The following is a 1670-nucleotide window of genomic DNA, read 5'->3' on the forward strand; positions in this document are numbered from 1 at the left end:
AGCTCACCCATATAGTTTATAGATGTATTCTCTTTGCTCTCAGGCAGACTCTAATTCCTAATGAATTTACTCTCTTTAAATCATATATCTTTAACAATGCTCAATAGGGCAATAGCAGTTTTTTATAAGCATCACATCTAAAATTTTTAATAATTAATTTTACAAAAATATAAAAACGAAACAATTTGGAAACATCTACATATTATTATATTTGTAACTAGAGTTTAAATATGTAATTGAATAGGAACATGGCCTTTAATTTTTGGAGCACACTGTTGTTAAACTACCCGAATTAGGGCATTAATCACCTCGCTTAGCTAAGATTAGTACCCTTAGAATCGGGATAAAAGGAGAGAAAATAATGAAGAGAAAAAAAACATTTACAAGAATAGTAGCTACTGCAGCCATTACAGGAATTGCTACATTTGGATCCACTCATGTAGCTCATTTAGACACGACTGCTCATGCAGCTACGAATCAGACTGAAATCAATCAAACTGCTGTCAAAAACATCAATGAAATTTATAATGCCGGAATTAAAGGTGAAGTGCCTCGGCTAACAAAAGACTTAAAATTTGGGGTGAGCACGCGTAATGATGTTCGTTCCCTTTTCGGTCTTCCTCCTGAAGGAGATACAGGAAGCTTTGATTACTACCATGCTGAAATGGGGCATCCTGGCTATGCATTTGGATATGATAAAAACCATGTTATCTCAGAAATTCGCTATTTCGGTACAAATGTAGAACGTCAAACCAATTTAGGATCCATTACAGAAGTGAACTTAAAAAAACAGCTTGGACAGCCTAATTTTACGAAAGAAATAAAAAATGGGAATCTTGTTCAAACGAAATATACGTATCATGCCGGAGCTTACGACCTTGAATTTATTTTCGATAATGCTACGTCATTAAATCATGTAAACTTGGTTTCTAAAGCTTAAACGAAAACAGAATCTACAGCTTGTTTATTTCTCTATGTTTTATTKGTTCAAAAAAACTGTTATTCAATGTTTCTTTAATAAAAATTATTATGAACCAGTAAGTCAATTTAGGAGGGGAAAATAATGAAAAAAATGTATTCGTTGTTTATTATTGTGATAATGGCCGTACTTGCAATTACTACAATTGGAGGGTCTTCAGCACAAGCAAGTGTCCCTCGCTTTTCGTTTCAAACGGAGGATGGAAAATGGGATGGAGAAGTGGGTAACCCTAATAAGTTAGCGAATATCGAAATAGACCTTGTTTCGCCTATTTATTTGAAAACTGCTTCTGGAACTACACAATTATCAAATTACAGTAATCTGTCTGTTCGGCTTCGTAATGCAAGTACGGGTGGTACTACAAGTTATCATACTTTTACGAATGGAAAAACTTTATTTACCTCTATGAAAACAGGAAAGTATTATGTTGACATAAAAGACACTTATACAAATGGATATGTATCTGGAAAGCTTGATGTTGTATTTAAATAATTTAATCTCTTTTTAGGTTAAAGAAGCCCTTGAGAATGAACTGAACCCAAAAAGTTAGACATATTATCTAAGCATCTAGTTGGACTTGTCAATATTTATTGGACACTAAGTTAGGCTACTATGATGAATAGGCTTTTTCGTATTCAATAGGGGAAAGATAATGCAGAGAAGAATGCATTCTTTTGGTATTGTAATAGAG

3 protein-coding genes are annotated in these 1670 nt (G+C 33.4%); 2 read left to right on the plus strand and 1 reads right to left on the minus strand.

What is annotated here, in order from left to right:
* Nucleotides 1–361: 361 nt before the first annotated feature.
* A complete protein-coding gene (locus AC1DRF_RS26505; RefSeq protein ID WP_477742130.1) occupies nucleotides 362–940 on the plus strand; it encodes a YjgB family protein in 579 nt (192 codons plus the stop codon).
* A gap of 123 nt (nucleotides 941–1063) precedes the next feature.
* On the plus strand, nucleotides 1064–1471 hold the full coding sequence (locus AC1DRF_RS26510; protein ID WP_477742131.1) for a hypothetical protein: 408 nt from the start codon (nucleotides 1064–1066) through the stop codon (nucleotides 1469–1471).
* Nucleotides 1472–1589: 118 nt separating this feature from the next.
* On the opposite strand, the gene AC1DRF_RS26515 is transcribed toward AC1DRF_RS26510, so the two are convergent.
* The coding region (locus AC1DRF_RS26515) for an IS3 family transposase (RefSeq protein WP_477742132.1) at nucleotides 1590–1670 on the minus strand (81 nt) is incomplete at its 5' end.

Source organism: Priestia sp. P5_B4, assembly GCF_056400385.1.